Consider the following 16,795-nt stretch of genomic DNA (forward strand, 5'->3'; position numbering starts at 1 on the left):
TGGCGAGGGAGCTTGCTCCCGCGCCACACAAGCTCGCACCCACAGGGGACTGCACAAATTTACGGGAGACCACCATGCCGCGTTTCGCAGCCAACCTGTCCATGCTGTTCACTGAGCAGGATTTTCTTGCCCGTTTCGAAGCGGCCGCCAAGGCCGGCTTCAGTGGTGTCGAGTACCTGTTCCCCTACGACTTCAGCTCTGCCGAGATCAAGGCCAAGCTCGACGCCAACGGTCTGACCCAAGTGCTGTTCAACCTGCCGGCCGGTGACTGGGCAAAGGGCGAACGCGGTATCGCGTGCCTGCCGGACCGGGTTGAAGAGTTCCGCGCCGGTGTCGATCTGGCGATCGCTTACGCAAAAGTGTTGGGCAACACCCAGGTCAACTGCCTGGCGGGTATTCGTCCACAAGGTGTCGACGATGCCACCGTGGAAAAAACCTTCGTCGCCAACCTCAAGTACGCCGCCGACAAGCTGCAAGCGGCGGGCATCAAACTGGTGATGGAAGCGATCAACACCCGCGACATCCCGGGTTTCTACCTGAACAACACGGCGCAAGCCCTGTCGATTCGCGAACAGGTCGGCAGCGCCAATCTGTTCCTGCAATACGACATCTATCACATGCAAATCATGGAGGGCGACCTGGCCCGCACCATGGCTGCGCACCTGGGCGAGATCAACCACATCCAGTTGGCCGACAACCCGGGGCGCAACGAACCGGGCACCGGTGAAATCAACTACCGCTTCCTGTTCGAACACTTGGACCGCATCGGTTATCAGGGTTGGGTTGGTTGTGAATACAAACCGCTGACCACCACTGAAGCGGGCCTGGGCTGGCTGAAAACCCACAACGCGATCTGATACCGCGTCATCGTTCTTCGCGGGCAAGCCTCGTTCCTACAGGATCAGGTTGATACGCAACAGGGCGACAGACACGTACCCGTAGGAGCGAGGCTCGCCCGCGAAGGCGCCCTCGCCGACACCCAAGAATTTTGCGAACAGAGCAATAAAAACAAGAGGAATTTCTCATGGCTAAAATCGGATTTATCGGCACCGGCATCATGGGCCACCCAATGGCGTTGAACCTGCAGAAAGCCGGTCACAGCCTGTTCCTGTCGGCGCACCACGATGCCGCCCCGGCCGACCTGATTGCCGGTGGCGCCGTCGCCCTGGCGAACCCGAAAGAAGTCGCCCAGGAAGCTGAAGTCATCATCATCATGGTGCCGGATACCCCGCAGGTCGACGACGTGCTGTTCCGCGCCGATGGCGTTGCGGCCGGCGTGGGCAAAGGCAAAATCGTTATCGACATGAGCTCGATCTCGCCGACGGCTACCAAGGCCTTCGCGGCCAAGGTCAACGAAAAAGGCGCTCAATACCTTGATGCGCCAGTGTCCGGCGGTGAAGTCGGCGCCAAGGCCGCGACCCTGAGCATTATGGTCGGCGGTGATGCCGATGCCTTCGAACGCGCACTGCCGCTGTTCCAGGCCATGGGCAAGAACATCACCCTGGTCGGTGGTAACGGCGACGGTCAGACCGCGAAAGTGGCGAACCAGATCATCGTCGCGCTGAACATTCAGGCCGTGGCCGAAGCACTGCTGTTTGCCGCGAAAAACGGTGCCGATCCCGCCAAGGTCCGTGAAGCGCTGATGGGGGGTTTCGCCTCCTCGAAGATCCTCGAAGTACACGGCGAGCGCATGATCAAAGGCACCTTCGACCCGGGCTTCCGCATCAGCCTGCACCAGAAGGACCTGAACCTGGCCCTGCAAGGCGCCAAAGAGCTGAACATCAACCTGCCGAACACCGCCAACGCCCAGCAAGTGTTCAGCACCTGCGCAGCCATCGGCGGCAGCAACTGGGACCACTCGGCGCTGATCAAGGGCCTGGAACACATGGCGAACTTCTCGATTCGCGATAAGTAAGCCCTGCCCAAAACCCTGTGGGAGCGAGCCTGCTCGCGAAAGCGGTTTCACATTCAACATCTATGTTGGCTGACACACCGCATTCGCTAGCAGGTTAGCTCCCACAGGGATCTGAGTTGCACCTTCAAATAACAAGAATTCCGGGAGCCCGCCATGTCGGTCGATCCGCAACAATTCCTGCGCGAGCTGTTCGCCACAGCCATCGACGCCGCCCATCCGCAGCAAGTCCTCGAAGCCCATTTGCCCACAGATCGCAGCGGTCGGGTGATTGTCATTGGCGCCGGCAAAGCCGCGGCCGCCATGGCGCAGGTGGTCGAGCGTTGCTGGCAGGGTGAAGTCAGCGGTCTGGTGGTCACCCGTTACGGCCACGGCGCCCCGTGCGAAAAAATCGAAGTCGTCGAAGCGGCTCACCCGGTGCCGGACGCAGCCGGTCAAGCCGTCGCCAAGCGCGTGTTTGAACTGGTCAGTAACCTGAGCGAAGACGACCGCGTGATCTTCCTGCTCTCGGGCGGCGGTTCTGCCCTGCTGGCCTTGCCGGCCGCCGGCATCACCCTCGCCGACAAGCAGTCGATCAACAAAGCCCTGCTCAAATCTGGCGCGACCATCGGCGAGATGAATTGCGTGCGCAAGCACCTCTCGGCGATCAAGGGCGGCCGCCTCGGCAAAGCCTGCTGGCCGGCCACTGTTTATACCTATGCGATTTCCGATGTGCCGGGCGACCTCGCCACCGTCATCGCGTCCGGCCCCACCGTGGCCGACCCGAGCACGTCGGCCGAAGCCCTGGCGATCCTCAAACGCTACGGCATCGACGTCCCTGCCTCGGTCCGAACCTGGCTGCAGAGCCCGGAATCGGAGACGGTCAAGCCCGGCGATCCGAGCCTGGCGCGCAGTCACTTCCAGTTGATCGCCCGCCCCCAGCAATCGCTTGAAGCGGCGGCCGTGAAAGCGCGCCAGGCCGGTTTCAGCCCGCTGATCCTCGGCGACCTGGAAGGCGAATCCCGCGAAGTGGCCAAGGTTCACGCTGGCATCGCCCGGCAAGTGGTCTTGCATGGCCAACCATTGGCGGCGCCCTGCGTGATTTTGTCGGGCGGCGAAACCACCGTCACCGTGCGCGGCAATGGCCGTGGCGGACGCAACGCCGAATTCCTGCTGAGCCTGACCGACAGCCTCAAAGGCCTGCCCGGTGTCTACGCCCTGGCCGGTGACACCGACGGCATCGACGGTTCCGAAGACAACGCCGGCGCGATCATGACCCCGGACAGCTACGCCCGCGCCGCCGCCCTCGGCCTGAGCGCCAGCGACGAGTTGGACAACAACAATGGCTACGGCTATTTCGAGGCGCTGGACGCATTGATCGTCACCGAGCCGACCCGCACCAACGTCAACGACTTCCGCGCCATCCTGATCCTCGAGAGCCCTAACAATGACGCCTGATAAAAAGGTCAAAATCCTCGCCACCCTTGGCCCAGCCACCGACGGGATCGATGACATCCGTGAGCTGGTGCAGGCCGGGGTCAACATCTTTCGCCTGAACTTCAGCCACGGCGATCACGCTGACCACGCTCAGCGCTATCAGTGGATTCGTGAAGTCGAGCGCCAGCTCAATTACCCCTTGGGCATTCTGATGGACCTGCAAGGCCCGAAGCTGCGGGTCGGCAAATTCGCCGAGGGCAAGGTGCAACTGCATCGCGGCCAGGCCCTGCGCCTGGACCTCGACCCGACGCCGGGCGATCAGCGCCGGGTCAACCTGCCGCATCCGGAAATCATCGCCGCACTCGAGCCCGGCATGGACCTGCTGCTGGACGACGGCAAGCTGCGTCTGCGCGTGGTCACCAAGTACGCCGACGCCATTGACACCACGGTGCTCAACGGCGGCGAACTCTCGGACCGCAAAGGCGTGAACGTGCCCCAAGCGGTGCTGGAACTGAGCCCGCTGACCGCCAAGGATCGCCGCGATTTGAGCTTCGGTCTGGAGCTGGGTGTGGACTGGGTTGCGCTGTCGTTCGTGCAGCGTCCTGAAGACATCCGCGAAGCCCGCGAACTGATCGGCGACAAGGCGTTCTTGATGGCCAAGATCGAGAAGCCATCAGCGGTGACTCAGCTGCGGGAAATCGCCGAGTTGAGCGATGCGATCATGGTCGCTCGCGGTGACCTGGGCGTGGAAGTGCCGGCGGAAAGCGTGCCGCAGATTCAGAAAAACATCATCAGCCTCTGCCGCGAACTCGGCAAACCGGTGGTGGTGGCGACGCAGATGCTCGAATCGATGCGTTTCTCCCCGGCCCCGACCCGCGCCGAAGTCACGGATGTGGCCAACGCCGTGGCTGAAGGGGCCGATGCGGTGATGCTGTCGGCGGAAACCGCCTCGGGCGAGTACCCGCTGGAAGCCGTGCAAATGATGAGCAAGATCATTCGCCAAGTGGAAAACGGCCCGGATTATCAGGCGCAACTGGACGTGAGCCGGCCGAAGGCCGAGGCGACGGTTTCCGATGCGATCAGCTGTGCGATTCGTCGCATCAGTAACGTGCTGCCGGTGGCGGTGCTGGTGAACTACAGCGAGTCCGGGACGTCGAGCCTGCGTGCGGCGCGGGAACGGCCGACGGTGCCGATCCTGAACCTGACGCCGAACCTGCAAACGGCGCGCCGCTTGACGGTGGCGTGGGGGGTGCACTCGGTGGTCAATGACAGGCTGCGGCAAGTGGACGAAGTGTGTTCGACGGCGCTGGAGATCGCGCAGGCCCAAGGCATGGCGCAACGCGGGGATACCTTGTTGATCACGGCCGGTGTGCCGTTTGGGCAACCGGGGTCGACTAACTCTTTGCGTATCGAGACCTTGATTTAGCGTCCTTACCGGCCTTTTCGCGGGCAAGCCTCGCTCCTACAGGATTTGCGTGATCCCGATATTTGGCACGATGCAAACCCTGTAGGAGCGAGGCTTGCCCGCGAAGAACGATTACTCGCTCCTCCTGACTCACAAAAAAATGCCTGCCAACCACTTCAACACCCACTGCCCCGATTGGGCGACTGCCCTGCTCAATGGTTTCAGCCAGATCTTCCTCCAGCGCCATCCGCTGTTTGGTCTGCTGTGCCTGTTGGCGATTCTTTTCACCGCACCTACCCTGCTCGGCGGTGCGCTGCTGGGATGCGTCGCCGGGTTGCTCACCGCGCAACGACGCGGTTACGCCAAGGCCGATCGTCAGGCCGGACTGTTCAGTTACAACGGTGTCTTGCTCGGTCTTTTGCTGAGCCTGTATTTCCCTTGGTCAGCACTGTTGCCGCCGCTGATCATTGCTGCGGGCGGACTGAGTGCGATGCTTACCCAGCAATGGCTCAAACGCGTCCGGGTCAGCCATTACCTGCCTGCCTATACGGCGCCCTTCGTTGGGTTGGGCTGGGTGCTTCTGTGCTTCGCCACTCCCTCGACAAAAGCGCATCTGATCGAAATCAACACGCTGAACATGCTCGCCGCACCGCTGAAAGGCTTCGGCCAGGTGATGTTCCTCGGTCATCCGCTGGCCGGGGCGATGATTGCCGTGGGTTTGCTGATCGCTGATCGTCGCGCCTTTTGCTGGGCGTTATTGGCGTCTGTCGCGGGCATGGGCTGGAGCCTGTTGCATCACGATTTCTATACCGCATTGATCGGCCTCGGCGGCTATAACGCCGTCCTCACCGCCCTCGCCTTGAGCTCGCTGCGCCAGCAGCCGTGGCTGCCGCTGGCTGGCATCGCATCAGCGTTGTTGCTGACGCCGGTGTTTTCCGCCATCGGCCTGCCGACGCTGACCGCGCCGTTCATCCTCGCCTGCTGGCTGGTCCGCACGGTTGTTCAACTGCTCGGCATCACCGCTGTCACCCGTGCGCCTTGCACTATTGAGGAGAATCAACCTAGGCTTCGCTGATCATTGGTTCAGGCGGTATCCATGGACAGCAGCAAAAACTGGCGTGAAGAGCTTTACGTCATGGTTTTCCAGAGCGACACCAAGGCGGGGCGGCGCTTCGACGGCATCCTGCTGTTGATCATCCTTGCTAGCATCGTGATCGTGATGCTCGACAGCATCGACACGGTCCACAAGAACTACGCCGACGTGCTGGCGTACATCGAGTGGGGCTTCACCGTCATCTTCGCCATCGAATATGGATTGCGCCTGTATTGCTCGCCCAAGCCGTTGCGCTATGCGTTCAGCTTTTATGGGCTGGTGGATCTGCTGGCAATCGTGCCCGGCATCCTGGCGCTGTATTACGCCGATGCGCAGTACCTGCTGATCATCCGGATCATTCGGATGCTGCGGATTTTCCGCGTGCTCAAGCTCAGCCCCTACCTCAAGCAAGCCAACTATTTGATGTCGGCGCTGCGCGGCAGCAAACAGAAGATCGTGGTGTTTCTGGTCAGCGTCTGCACGCTGGTGACGGTGTTCGGCACGTTGATGTACGTGATCGAAGGCCCGGAACACGGCTTCACCAGCATTCCCAAAGGCATCTACTGGGCGATCGTCACGCTGACCACGGTGGGCTTCGGCGACATCGTGCCCAAGACGCCGTTGGGCCAAGTGATTTCATCGCTGGTAATGATCACCGGTTACTCGATCATCGCCGTGCCGACCGGTATTTTCACCGCCGAACTGGCCAATGCCATGCGTGGTGAACAGCTGCAACACGACTGCCCGGTGTGCAAGAAAACCAGTCACGAACACGGTGCGGCATTCTGCTCGCGGTGCGGCAACGCTCTGTTTAAGAAACGGGAATAAGCAAAGAGCTTTTTAATCTTTAAGGGTCTATGCGAGCCCGGCTATAGTCGCTGGCAAATTGCCTCACTTTTAAATCAGAACAAGGACTGCGCAGTGAAAAAACTCTTTGGCGCCTCACTTCTGGCCGCTGGCCTGGCATTGACCAGCGTGGCTCAGGCCGCACCGACCCTGCTCAACGTTTCCTACGACGTGATGCGCGATTTCTACAAGGACTACAACACTGCGTTCCAGAAACACTGGCAAGCCGAGCACAACGAGAACATCACCCTGCAGATGTCCTTCGGCGGTTCCAGCAAACAGGCGCGTTCGGTGATCGATGGCCTGCCGGCTGACGTCATCACCATGAACATGGCCACCGACATCAACGCCCTGGCGGACAACGGCAAACTGATCCCGGACAACTGGGTCACCCGCCTGCCGAACAACAGCGCACCGTTCACCTCGGCCACCGTGTTCATCGTCCGCAAAGGCAACCCGAAAGCCCTGAAAGACTGGCCCGACCTGCTCAAGGACGGCGTGCAAGTGATCGTACCCAACCCGAAGACCTCGGGTAACGGTCGCTACACCTACCTGTCTGCCTGGGGTTATGTGCTGAAAAACGGCGGTGACGAGAACAAGGCCAAGGATTTCGTCGGCAAGCTGTTCAAGCAAGCGCCGGTGCTCGATACCGGTGGCCGTGCCGCGACGACCACGTTCATGACCAACCAGCTCGGTGACGTGCTGGTGACCTTCGAAAACGAAGCGGAAATGATCGCCCGTGAGTTTGGTCGTGACCAGTTTGAAGTGATCTACCCAAGCGTCTCCGCTGAAGCCGAGCCGCCGGTGTCGGTGGTCGACAAAACCGTCGACAAAAAAGGCACCCGCGCCGCGGCCGAGGAATACCTGAAGTACCTGTGGTCCCCGGAAGGTCAGGAAATTGCAGCGGCCAACTACCTGCGTCCGCGTGACCCGGCGGTGCTGGCCAAGTACACCGATCGCTTCCCGAAAGTGGACTTCCTGTCGGTGGAGAAGACCTTTGGTGACTGGCGCACCGTACAGAAGACCCACTTCAATGATGGCGGGGTCTTTGATCAGATCTACAGCGGACAGTAATTCCTGAGCCCAACGAGAAAGGCGACCTGAGAAGGTCGCCTTTCTCGTGGTCGAACACAAAACCCAAGTTCACTGAAGATCCTCTGTAGGAGTGAGCCTGCTCGCGATAGCGAAGTGTCATTCAACATTGATATCAACTGACATTCCGCTATCGCGAGCAGGCTCACTCCTACAGGGTTTTTGCCCTGCCTTCACATCGGTGGGGTAACGCCATCCTTGCCCGCCGAGATCGATTGCGCAGTCAGTGTCCCGTCTGCACTTTGGGTGACGAATGTCACGATCTTCACCCCCACCTTCAGCAAACTCCTGTCCCCCGGCATCAAATTCACGATCGGCACATCCTCCGGCACCAGGATCTTCTGCTGCCCGCCCTTGTAGTTGACGGTCAACATCCGGCCATTGCTGACCACCAGATCGCCCACGCTGCCATTGGTCATGCTGCTGCCCTTGACCAGATCGAACGGCCGATGCCCGTCGCCGCTGCCCGCCAGTTCCGGTGGAAAAACGTGGACTTCCAGCGCCTTCAAGGTGCCATCGTCTTGCGGAATGGCCGCCGATCCAACGTAGCTGCCGGGTTTGATGTCTTCGATATTGGCCAGGGTAACGGCGCGGACTTTGGTGTCGTTGGTCAGGTTGATTACCACGTTTTCGCCAGTGTTGACGTGGACTTTCAAGACGTCGGGGCTGACCCCGGTGATCTCGCCGCGCACGCCAATGCGCAGGCCCGGCGCGTCGGCGGCCTGGGCCAGACCTGCCGTGACCAGGCCGATCAAGGTGACCACTGAAGCACCGCGTACAAGGTGACGAAACATCGCATTCATGGAAGTGCCTTCCGGTTATGAATCGTGAAGGAGAACATAAGCACGCTATCGAACAGGATGTAAGTGAATGTATCATCGGAGCTCGATATTTTGACGCAAGGTTTATCGATGGACAGCACTCCTGTCCGTCACTCATTCCGCAAAGGAATGATTGCTATCACTCCAATCCCTCTTCTGCCGAATCCGATACCTCTTTAGCCTGCGCGCATTCCCTTCTGTTCAGCGAGACACGTTATGAACCCAGCGACCCAGGTGCCCCACGGCACCGCGACAATGACCAAAGGCATGGTGCTGCTGTTCGCCTTCTGCTGCGGCGCGATTGTGGCCAACATCTACTACGCCCAGCCGATCATCGGCCTGATCGCGCCGGACATCGGCCTGACCAGCACCATGGCCAGCCTGATTGTTTCGCTGACCCAGATTGGTTACGCGCTGGGTCTGTTCTTTCTGGTGCCGCTGGGTGATCTGCTGGAAAACCGTCGACTGATGATCATCACCACCGTGGTGGCGATTGCCAGCCTGTTGGGCGCGGCGTTCACCGATCAGCCGAACGTGTTTTTGCTGATCTCGTTGCTGGTGGGTTTCAGTTCGGTGTCGGTGCAGATCCTGATTCCGCTGGCGGCGCACCTCGCGCCGGAAGAGTCACGCGGTCGGGTCGTCGGCGGGATCATGGGCGGTTTGCTGCTGGGGATTCTGTTGGCGCGGCCGGTGTCCAGCGTCGTGGCGGACCACTTCGGCTGGCGCGCGATGTTTGTGATCGCGGCGGCGTTGATGGCGGCGATCAGCATCGTGCTGGCGTTGACCATTCCCAAGCGTCAGCCGGATCACAGCGCCTCTTATGGCCAGTTGCTCGGTTCGCTATGGACACTGCTGCGCCAACAACCGGTGTTGCGTCAGCGCGCGTTCTACCAGGGTTGCATGTTCGCCACGTTCAGCCTGTTCTGGACCGCCGTGCCGCTGGAGCTGGCGCGCAATCACGGCCTGTCGCAAACCCAGATCGCGATCTTCGCCCTGGTCGGTGCCATCGGTGCGATCGCCGCGCCGATTGCCGGTCGACTGGCCGATGCCGGCCACACCCGCATCGCCTCCTTACTGGCCCTGCTGTTCGCCAGCCTGAGCTTCCTGCCAGCGTTCATCCATCCGGTCTACAGCGTCATCGGTCTCGCGGTCACTGGCGTGGTCCTCGACTTCTGCGTGCAGATGAACATGGTTCTCGGCCAACGCGCGGTCTACGCCCTCGACGCCAAAAGCCGCAGCCGCTTGAATGCGTTGTACATGACCAGCATCTTCATCGGCGGCGCGTTCGGTTCATCGGTGGCCAGCGCAGTGTATGAGCATGGCGGCTGGCTGTGGATCGTGATCGTGGGCAGCGCGTTCCCGCTGTTGGCGTTGTTGCGGTTTTTGAGTGTTTCGCCGAAGGCTGCGTTGGCGGCTGCATAAGGTCAAAAAGCATCGCGGGCAAGCCACGCGCCCACAGGAATCTGGCTTGCTCGTGACTGATGTGCGACTGATGTTCCGCGCTTCAAATCTTGTTCACCGATGTCGGCACCGGAAGATCCAGCCCCTGTGCTTCCATTTGTTGCAGAAGTATCTGCACGATTTCGACAGCTGCGTCGTATGCCTCCTCGAACGTATCCCCGGCAGTCACAGCACCCGGGATATCCGGTATTTGAATACCCACTCGATCCTCATTCCCCCAAGCACGAATCCTATAACTTCACCTGAGCGCATTTCGCCCCTGCGGTCAGGATGGATCTCACCTGATTCGTTACCGCCAAGGCCAACCCGGATTACACTCAGCGTCCAAAGCCTGAAGCGATGCTGGATGCTGGATGCGATTCGCGGCTGACCCGTTCAACGGCCGCCCGCCCCGGCGGCCTGTGCTTTCAAGGAGTGTGCAATGACTCGACGTACCTTTCTCATTACCGGTGCCAGCAAAGGCATCGGTCGGGCAGTGGCCGAACATCTGGACCGTGCGGGGCATCGGGTGGTCGGGATTGCCCGGACCCCGGACCTGTCGTTCCCCGGCATTCTGTTTCCGCTGGATTTGAGCGACAGGGCGCTGACCCAGGAAGTGCTGGCGGATCTGTCCAGGACGTATGAATTTGATGGGCTGGTCAACAACGTCGGCCTGGTCCGCCCCCAAGTGTTGGGCGAAATCGACCTCGACACCTTTGATGACGTGATGCGGGTCAACCTGCATTCGGCGTTGCAGGCCACTCAGGCGTTGCTGCCAAATATGCGCGCCAAGGGCTGGGGTCGAGTGGTCAATATTTCCAGTCTGACTGTACTCGGCATCACCCAGCGCACGGCCTACGCGGCGGCCAAGGCAGCGTTGATCAGCTTCACCCGCTCCTGGGCGCTGGAACTGGCGCAAACCGGCGTGACCGTAAATGCCGTGGCGCCGGGGCCGACCGAGACCGAGCTGTTTCGCGCCAACAACCCGCCGGGCAGCGAAGGTGAAGCTCGGTATCTGGCGGGTGTGCCGATGGGACGACTGGGGCAGCCACAAGAGATCGCGGCGGCCATTGCGTTTTTGTTGTCCGAGCAAAGCGGGTTTATCACCGGGCAGACCTTGTTTGTCGACGGCGGCTCCTCCATAGGCAAAGCCGCGTTCTGACTCGCCCCCACTGGGGTCTCGACAGTATTTAGAATCGCAAAAAGGACTTGAGATGGACCGCCTCGGCGCAATGGAAACCTTCGTCTACGTGGTGGAAACCGGTTCGTTTTCTGCCGCCGCGCGGCGCCTGAATATCGGCCAGCCCGCCGTGTCGAAAACCATTTCGCAACTGGAGTCGCGTCTCGCGGTTCGACTGCTGTTGCGCTCGACCCGCGGCCTGACGCCCACCGAAGCCGGGCTGGCCTTCTTCGAACGCGCCAAGCGCGCCATCGAAGAAGCCAATGAGGCCGACAACGCAGCACGCGGCGCCGCCAGCGGTCTGACCGGTAACCTGCGGATCTGTGCTGCCGTGACCTTCGGCCGACTGCACATCGTTCCGCACCTCGGACCGTTTCTCGATCAGAACCCGGACCTGAACATCGACCTGATGCTCGATGACCGCAACGTCAATCTGGTCGAGGAAGGCATCGACATCGCCCTGCGCATGGGCACCCTGAGCGACTCCGGCCTCACCGCTCGTAAAATTGCCGAATGCCGGCGCGTCGTGCTGGGCACCCCCGCCTATTTCGAAAAACACGGTGAGCCCACTTGCCCGACCGACCTGAGCAACCACCAGGCAATCGCCTACACCTTGGGCGGCGGTAGCAACTGGCAGTTCAGCAACGGAACAGATGAGCAGTCAGTCATCATCAGCGGGCGAATCCGCGTCAACGCCGCCGAAGGCCTGCGTGCAGCCGTGCTCGCTCATCAAGGGCTGACCCTGGCGTCGGAATGGATGTTTGCGCCGGAACTGGCCAACGGTGCGGTCAGGGAAGTGATGAAGGAGTGGGCCCTGCCGAATCAGGACCTGTGGGCGGTATTTCCCACCGGCAGAATGGCCAGCGCGAAGGCTCGGGCGTTTGTGGAGTTTGTGCAGGGGTTGATGGCCAAGGAGACCTGAATCACCGGGGATCCTTGCAACCCCAGACAGCAAAACGGCGATCCGAAGATCGCCGTTTCTGTTTATTCCCCGAATTGCCGCCCCAACCCACCCGGCACACCATGGATATTGGTCTCTTCCCATGGCCCGTCCGGGCTGATCGACCGGCTCCAGCCGTTGTTCCAGCGGTAGTAGGTGCGCTGGCGGTAGAAGGTGTTTGGCTGGTCATCAAGCACGTACACGCCAAGCTTGGCATCCCAATGGCTGTTGCCACCCGGTGGCGGCGCGAAGCTGGCGGATGTGCGTGGCAAAGGTTTGGCGGGCTTGGCCGGAATGCTCGGCTTGCTCGGTGTCGGTGTGGGGGACGGCGTCGGACGCGGCTGCGACGGCGGGATCGGTGGCAGCCGTTCAGGCGGCTGCGGTTGGACCACACAAGCGCTTAACCCCAAAACCATACTGAGCAGGGTGATACGAGCGATGGTGGTCATAGTGGCGTTTCCTGTCATTTATCCGGGCTGTCGATGGTCAGTTTTTGCGCTGCGGTGGTGCTGCTGGCCAGGGGCTGGCTGCGACCGATCCATTCGCCGGCAGTCGGTTGGCCGGCGCGGGAGACACGCGCAACCAGTTGGACTTCAGGGAAGTTCGACAGTTTCAACTGCGGCATCATTGCGTCGGCATCGCCCAGTTCGACGGTGGCCGGCAGATCGGCCACGGTCAGGCGTTTGGCGGCCAACGGGGCCGGTGGACCTGAGGTGGCGCGGGCGAAGATGAACACGCTGTCGCCGGGCTGGACCTTGGCTTTGAGCTCAGGTGCCAGATCGACGGTGACCTTAAGCTTCGCTGCCGCTTTGGCCACTGGTGCCTGGGCGACTTTGCCGCCGCTGGCTTCGAGTTTCTCGGTGGCTCGCGTGATCCCGCCTTGCAGCGCGGCACGGGAACTGTCCTCCGGCGGCAGTTGCGCCAACAGGCGATTCCAGTAGTCGATGGCGTCCTGATACCGCTGGCTTTCAAACGCCGCGATGCCCAGCAGGCCAAGGCTGGTGACTTCTTTCGGATCGGCTTTCAGTGCTTCGTCAGTCAACGCCTGAATCTTGTCCGACCACTTTTTGCCATCGGCGAAGTACTGGGCCTGGGCCCATTGGCCGAGCAGTTCCGGCTGACGACCGGCCAGGTTCACCGTGCGCTCGAAGATCTTCGCCGCGTCTCCCGGACGGTCCTGAGCCATGTAGGTGCGACCGAGGAAGTACAAGCCTTCAGCCGAATCCGGTTGCGCCGCGACCGCGCGCTCCAGACGCTGGGTCATCTCTTCCATCGACTGCGGCGCCTGGGCGAATTCGCGAGTCAGTTCAACCTTGTCGCTGGCACCGTAATGCAGGTACAAGCCAAGCCCCAGGACCGGCACCAGAATCGCCGCCAGCAAGGGCAACGGTTTGCCCAGGCGTGCCACGCGCGGTGCCTCGACGCCTTCGGTGTCGGCGAGCAACTCACGGGCAGCTTCGGCGCGACCGGTTTCCAGTTGCGCCGCGTTGAGCACGCCCTCCTCCTGCTCGGTTTGCAACTCAGCCACACGCTCCTGATACAGCGCAACGTTCAGGGCAGTACGATCCTCTTCAAGCTGTGCACGACGGCCACGCAAAACGGGGATCAGCAGAAAACTCAGGGCAACCAGAAGCAGCAGACCTGCAGCGAGCCAGAAATCAATCATTCTTGGTTTTATCCAACAGGTGGTCGAGGCGCTCACGCTCCTCGGCAGAGAGCTCATCCTTGGTGTCAGCGCGCTGCACGCGACGACGGCGGACGATCACGGCGATGATCACAAAACCGCCCAGCAACAGGCCGGCGGGGCCGAACCAGAGCAGAGCGGTCTTGGCGTTCAGAGCGGGTTTGTAGCGGACGAAATCACCGTAGCGATCAACCATGAAGTCGATGATCTGCTGATTGTCCTTGCCCTCGCCCAACATGCGGAAAATCTCTTTGCGCAAGTCGGCGGCGATCGGTGCGTTGGAATCGGCGATGTCCTGGTTCTGGCACTTGGGGCAACGCAGCTCTTTGGTCAGCTCGCGAAAACGCTCGCGATCGCCTTCTTTGGCGAACTCGTAGGTGTCAATGGCGGCGTGGGCAACACCGGCCATGCTCAAACCCAATACAAGGGCGGCTATCCAGTGCTTCATGGCTTGGCCTCATCGACCAGCGCCTGATACCGGGCCGCCAGTTTTTCGCGCCAGACCTGTTCGTCGATCACCCCGACGAACTTGTCGCGGATGATGCCTTTGGCGTCGATGAAAAAGGTTTCCGGGGCGCCGTAGACACCGAGGTTCAAGCCCAGCGAGCCGTCCGCGTCACTGATCCCCAACTGGTACGGGTTGTGGAACTCCACCAGCCACTTCTTAGCGTCGGCGTTGACGTCCTTGTAGTTGATGCCATAAATCGTTACGCCCTGCTGGGCCAGCTTGTTCAATACCGGATGCTCGACCTTGCAGGCGATGCACCAGGTGGCCCAGACGTTGACCAGCGCCGGTTTACCGAGAATGTCGGCCTTGGTCAGGGTCTTGTCGCCTTCCACGGTCGGCAGGGAAAACGCCGGGAACGGCTTGCCGATCATCGCCGAAGGCAACTCGGCCGGGTCCAGGTACAACCCGCGATACAGGAAAACAGCCACCACCAGAAAAATCGCCAGTGGCAACAGCATTAACCAACGTTTCATGCAGTGGCTCCCGACATACCGAGTGCTTCCCGCACGCGGCTTTTTACCTTGACCCGATAACGGCGATCCAGCGCCGCCAGCAACCCGCCGAAACCTGTCAGCAGCCCGCCGAACCAGATCCAGCGCACGAACGGCTTGACGTGCACGCGCACGGCCCAGGCGCCATCGCCCAGCGGTTCGCCAAGGGCGACGTAAATGTCACGGGTGAAACCGGCGTCGATCCCGGCTTCGGTCATCACCGAGTTCTGCACGGTGTACAGGCGTTTTTCCGGGTGCAACACGCTGACTTCCTTGCCGCCCTTGATCACCCGGACGGTGCCCTTGTCGGAGGTGAAGTTCGGGCCTTCGTAGTGCTTGGCGCCTTCGAACACGAAGTGATAACCGGCCAGGTCCATGGACTCGCCCGGCGCCAGGCGCAAATCGCGTTCGGCACTGTTCTGGCTCGACAGCACGACGCCAAGGGCGCACACGGCGATGCCCAAGTGCGCGATCTGCATGCCCCAGTAGCTGCGGGTCAGGGTCGGCAGGCCTTTGATCAGGCCTTTGTGGCGGGTCTTGTCGAGGATGTCGCGCACACCGGCCAACAGCACCCAGGCCGCGAGCATGAACGTGGCGAGCACCGCCCAGTTGAAATCGCCGTAAGCGACGCCGGCCACCACGGCCAACGCGGCACTGCCAAGCAACACCGGGGTCAGCATGCTTATCAGCCATTTGACCGGGGTGTCTTTCCAGCGCACCAGCATGCCGACGGCCATCACCATCATCAGCAACGCCATCAACGGAATGAACAGCGCGTTGAAGTATGGCGGGCCGACGGACAGCTTGGCGCCGGTCATCGCATCAAGGATCAGCGGATACAAGGTGCCCAGCAGAATCATCGACGCCGCCACCACCAACACCAGGTTGTTGCCCAGCAGCAGGGTTTCCCGGGACCACAGGTTGAAGCCGACGTGGCTTTTCACCACCGGAGCGCGCAGGGCGAACAGCGTCAGCGAACCGCCGACCACGAACAGCAGGAAAATCAGGATGAACACACCGCGCTCCGGGTCGGAGGCAAAGGCGTGAACCGAGGTCAGCACGCCGGAACGTACCAGGAACGTACCGAGCAAGCTCAACGAGAACGCGGCAATGGCCAGCAATACGGTCCAGCTTTTGAACACGCCCCGTTTTTCCGTGACCGCCAACGAGTGAATCAGCGCCGTACCGACCAGCCAAGGCATGAACGAGGCGTTTTCCACCGGGTCCCAGAACCACCAGCCGCCCCAGCCGAGTTCGTAGTAGGCCCACCACGAACCCAGGGTGATGCCGATCCCGAGGAAAGCCCAGGCAACGATGGTCCATGGACGCGACCAACGCGCCCACGCCGCATCAAGACGACCGCCCATCAGCGCCGCGATGGCGAAGGCGAAGGCCACGGAGAAACCGACGTAACCCATGTACAGCATCGGTGGGTGAACGATCAGGCCGATGTCTTGCAGCAACGGATTGAGGTCGGCGCCATCGCTGGGCACTTGCGGCAGGATGCGCTTGAACGGGTTGGACGTGAGGATCAGGAACAGCAGGAAACCGGTGCTGATCATGCCCATCACCGCCAGCACCCGGGCCAGCATCACTTGCGGCAACTGCCGGGAGAATACCGACACCGCAAAGGTCCAGCCGCCGAGGATCAAGGCCCATAGCAGCAGCGAACCTTCGTGAGCGCCCCACACCGCGCTGAACTTGTAGTACCACGGCAAGGCGCTGTTGGAGTTGCTGGCCACGTAGGCGACGGAAAAGTCATCAGCCATGAACGCGTAGGTCAGGCAACCGAAGGCGAACAGCAAAAAGGCGAACTGGCCCCAGGCCGCTGGTTGCGCGAGGCTCATCCACAAACGGTCACCGCGCCAGGCGCCGAGCAACGGCACGATGGCCTGGACCAGCGCGAAACACAGCGCCAGGATCATGGCCAGGTGGCCGAGTTCAGGGATAAACAGTGCGGATGTCAT

16 protein-coding genes and 1 pseudogene are annotated in these 16,795 nt (G+C 61.2%); 10 read left to right on the top strand and 7 right to left on the bottom strand.

Annotation, left to right across the window (positions count from 1 at the left end; genetic code table 11):
• Positions 1 to 74 precede the first annotated feature (74 nt).
• The 7 genes from hyi to AC1ROI_RS24190 all read left to right on the top strand — a co-directional run bounded on the left by hyi (position 75) and on the right by AC1ROI_RS24190 (position 7,746).
• A complete protein-coding gene (hyi, locus tag AC1ROI_RS24160) occupies positions 75 to 857 on the top strand; it encodes a hydroxypyruvate isomerase (protein ID WP_010456880.1) in 783 nt (260 codons plus the stop codon).
• Positions 858 to 1,024: 167 nt separating this feature from the next.
• A complete protein-coding gene (locus tag AC1ROI_RS24165) occupies positions 1,025 to 1,915 on the top strand; it encodes a 2-hydroxy-3-oxopropionate reductase (protein WP_010456882.1) in 891 nt (296 codons plus the stop codon).
• Between the two features lie 153 nt (positions 1,916 to 2,068).
• A complete protein-coding gene (locus AC1ROI_RS24170; protein ID WP_102593828.1) occupies positions 2,069 to 3,349 on the top strand; it encodes a glycerate kinase type-2 family protein in 1,281 nt (426 codons plus the stop codon).
• The gene (pyk, locus tag AC1ROI_RS24175; protein ID WP_010456886.1) at positions 3,339 to 4,754 is read left to right on the top strand and encodes a pyruvate kinase; all 1,416 of its coding nucleotides are present in this window, start codon (positions 3,339 to 3,341) and stop codon (positions 4,752 to 4,754) included. The genes AC1ROI_RS24170 and pyk overlap by 11 nt, the downstream gene beginning before the upstream one ends.
• Positions 4,755 to 4,893: 139 nt before the next feature.
• A complete protein-coding gene (locus tag AC1ROI_RS24180; protein WP_102593829.1) occupies positions 4,894 to 5,808 on the top strand; it encodes an urea transporter in 915 nt (304 codons plus the stop codon).
• A gap of 21 nt (positions 5,809 to 5,829) precedes the next feature.
• Positions 5,830 to 6,654: an ion transporter gene (locus AC1ROI_RS24185; protein ID WP_010456890.1), complete on the top strand. Its 825-nt coding sequence runs from the start codon at positions 5,830 to 5,832 to the stop codon at positions 6,652 to 6,654.
• Between the two features lie 93 nt (positions 6,655 to 6,747).
• Positions 6,748 to 7,746: a sulfate ABC transporter substrate-binding protein gene (locus tag AC1ROI_RS24190; RefSeq protein ID WP_010456892.1), complete on the top strand. Its 999-nt coding sequence runs from the start codon at positions 6,748 to 6,750 to the stop codon at positions 7,744 to 7,746.
• 191 nt (positions 7,747 to 7,937) lie between these two features.
• Here AC1ROI_RS24190 and AC1ROI_RS24195 read toward each other — a convergent pair whose 3' ends face one another.
• Entirely contained in the window at positions 7,938 to 8,567 is a 630-nt protein-coding gene (locus AC1ROI_RS24195) for a DUF5666 domain-containing protein (RefSeq protein ID WP_169856647.1), read from the bottom strand.
• 234 nt (positions 8,568 to 8,801) lie between these two features.
• Here AC1ROI_RS24195 and AC1ROI_RS24200 point away from each other — a divergent pair, with 234 nt between their 5' ends.
• Positions 8,802 to 10,007, top strand: a complete 1,206-nt coding sequence (locus AC1ROI_RS24200) for an MFS transporter (protein ID WP_010456896.1) — start codon at positions 8,802 to 8,804, stop codon at positions 10,005 to 10,007.
• Positions 10,008 to 10,104: 97 nt separating this feature from the next.
• Here the strand turns inward: AC1ROI_RS24200 and AC1ROI_RS24205 are convergent.
• Positions 10,105 to 10,275 (bottom strand): annotated as a pseudogene (locus AC1ROI_RS24205) (type II toxin-antitoxin system HicB family antitoxin); the annotation flags it as partial.
• A 192-nt stretch (positions 10,276 to 10,467) separates the two neighbouring features.
• Here AC1ROI_RS24205 and AC1ROI_RS24210 point away from each other — a divergent pair.
• Complete coding sequence (locus tag AC1ROI_RS24210; protein ID WP_010456900.1) at positions 10,468 to 11,187, top strand: SDR family oxidoreductase; 720 nt, start codon at positions 10,468 to 10,470, stop codon at positions 11,185 to 11,187.
• A 52-nt stretch (positions 11,188 to 11,239) separates the two neighbouring features.
• Positions 11,240 to 12,127, top strand: coding sequence for a LysR family transcriptional regulator (locus AC1ROI_RS24215; protein WP_102593831.1), 888 nt, complete (start codon positions 11,240 to 11,242; stop codon positions 12,125 to 12,127).
• Positions 12,128 to 12,189: 62 nt separating this feature from the next.
• Here the strand turns inward: AC1ROI_RS24215 and AC1ROI_RS24220 are convergent, their stop codons facing one another.
• Genes AC1ROI_RS24220 through AC1ROI_RS24240 form a run of 5 tightly spaced genes read right to left on the bottom strand, consistent with a single transcriptional unit; the run spans position 12,190 to position 16,795 of the window.
• The gene (locus tag AC1ROI_RS24220; protein WP_010456904.1) at positions 12,190 to 12,594 is read right to left on the bottom strand and encodes a hypothetical protein; all 405 of its coding nucleotides are present in this window, start codon (positions 12,592 to 12,594) and stop codon (positions 12,190 to 12,192) included.
• A 14-nt stretch (positions 12,595 to 12,608) separates the two neighbouring features.
• Positions 12,609 to 13,811, bottom strand: coding sequence for a c-type cytochrome biogenesis protein CcmI (ccmI, locus tag AC1ROI_RS24225; RefSeq protein ID WP_010456906.1), 1,203 nt, complete (start codon positions 13,809 to 13,811; stop codon positions 12,609 to 12,611).
• Positions 13,804 to 14,277 (bottom strand): cytochrome c-type biogenesis protein, encoded by a 474-nt coding sequence (locus AC1ROI_RS24230; protein ID WP_102593832.1) that lies wholly within the window; start codon positions 14,275 to 14,277, stop codon positions 13,804 to 13,806. Before AC1ROI_RS24230 ends, ccmI begins: the two co-directional genes overlap by 8 nt.
• On the bottom strand, positions 14,274 to 14,810 hold the full coding sequence (locus AC1ROI_RS24235; protein WP_010456909.1) for a DsbE family thiol:disulfide interchange protein: 537 nt from the start codon (positions 14,808 to 14,810) through the stop codon (positions 14,274 to 14,276). Before AC1ROI_RS24235 ends, AC1ROI_RS24230 begins: the two co-directional genes overlap by 4 nt.
• Positions 14,807 to 16,795: a heme lyase CcmF/NrfE family subunit gene (locus AC1ROI_RS24240; RefSeq protein ID WP_010456911.1), complete on the bottom strand. Its 1,989-nt coding sequence runs from the start codon at positions 16,793 to 16,795 to the stop codon at positions 14,807 to 14,809. The genes AC1ROI_RS24235 and AC1ROI_RS24240 overlap by 4 nt, the downstream gene beginning before the upstream one ends.

Source organism: Pseudomonas sp. GW823-FHT02C02 (assembly GCF_058797635.1).

Excerpts from the sequence above, each read along its gene's own strand:
- hyi (WP_010456880.1), top strand. The coding sequence starts at position 75 with ATGCCGCGTTTCGCAGCCAACCTGTCCATGCTGTTCACTGAGCAGGAT.
- AC1ROI_RS24165 (WP_010456882.1), top strand. The coding sequence starts at position 1,025 with ATGGCTAAAATCGGATTTATCGGCACCGGCATCATGGGCCACCCAATG.
- AC1ROI_RS24170 (WP_102593828.1), top strand. The coding sequence starts at position 2,069 with ATGTCGGTCGATCCGCAACAATTCCTGCGCGAGCTGTTCGCCACAGCC.
- pyk (WP_010456886.1), top strand. The coding sequence starts at position 3,339 with ATGACGCCTGATAAAAAGGTCAAAATCCTCGCCACCCTTGGCCCAGCC.
- AC1ROI_RS24180 (WP_102593829.1), top strand. The coding sequence starts at position 4,894 with ATGCCTGCCAACCACTTCAACACCCACTGCCCCGATTGGGCGACTGCC.
- AC1ROI_RS24185 (WP_010456890.1), top strand. The coding sequence starts at position 5,830 with ATGGACAGCAGCAAAAACTGGCGTGAAGAGCTTTACGTCATGGTTTTC.
- AC1ROI_RS24195 (WP_169856647.1), bottom strand. The coding sequence starts at position 8,567 with ATGAATGCGATGTTTCGTCACCTTGTACGCGGTGCTTCAGTGGTCACC.
- AC1ROI_RS24200 (WP_010456896.1), top strand. The coding sequence starts at position 8,802 with ATGAACCCAGCGACCCAGGTGCCCCACGGCACCGCGACAATGACCAAA.
- AC1ROI_RS24210 (WP_010456900.1), top strand. The coding sequence starts at position 10,468 with ATGACTCGACGTACCTTTCTCATTACCGGTGCCAGCAAAGGCATCGGT.
- AC1ROI_RS24215 (WP_102593831.1), top strand. The coding sequence starts at position 11,240 with ATGGACCGCCTCGGCGCAATGGAAACCTTCGTCTACGTGGTGGAAACC.
- AC1ROI_RS24220 (WP_010456904.1), bottom strand. The coding sequence starts at position 12,594 with ATGACCACCATCGCTCGTATCACCCTGCTCAGTATGGTTTTGGGGTTA.
- ccmI (WP_010456906.1), bottom strand. The coding sequence starts at position 13,811 with ATGATTGATTTCTGGCTCGCTGCAGGTCTGCTGCTTCTGGTTGCCCTG.
- AC1ROI_RS24230 (WP_102593832.1), bottom strand. The coding sequence starts at position 14,277 with ATGAAGCACTGGATAGCCGCCCTTGTATTGGGTTTGAGCATGGCCGGT.
- AC1ROI_RS24235 (WP_010456909.1), bottom strand. The coding sequence starts at position 14,810 with ATGAAACGTTGGTTAATGCTGTTGCCACTGGCGATTTTTCTGGTGGTG.
- AC1ROI_RS24240 (WP_010456911.1), bottom strand. The coding sequence starts at position 16,795 with ATGACATCCGCACTGTTTATCCCTGAACTCGGCCACCTGGCCATGATC.